The sequence below is a fragment of the Rhodoglobus galactosidasius genome (genome assembly GCF_054957775.1).
Genome location: NZ_JBQIAV010000029.1, coordinates 1 through 337 on the forward strand (window position 1 = coordinate 1; position 337 = coordinate 337).

1 protein-coding gene is annotated in these 337 nt (G+C 61.7%); it reads left to right on the plus strand.

The features are described from left to right. On the plus strand, nucleotides 1-337 hold a 337-nt coding region (locus ACTJJW_RS14750; RefSeq protein ID WP_462645917.1), incomplete at both ends, for a transposase.

Sequence of the window (337 nt, forward strand, 5' to 3'; positions counted from 1 at the left end):
TCCAGAAGCAGTTCACCGAAGTCGTTGCGATGTTGGGCCGCTCCCACCCCAAGGTCGCGGCCATGCTTGACGACGCCCGATACGACCTGCTCGCGTTCGCCGCTTTCCCGCAGCGGCATTGGCGTCAGATTTGGTCGACGAACCCGCTGGAACGCGTCAACAAAGAGATCAAACGGCGCACTGACGTCGTGGGTGTGTTCCCGAACCCGGCCGCCCTGTTGCGTCTTGCAGGTTCGGTACTGATCGAGCAGCACGACGAATGGGAAGCCGGCGACCGCCGCTATTTCTCTGCAGCCTCGATGCTGGAGCTGAAGGCCATGAACGTCGCCATCGAAAC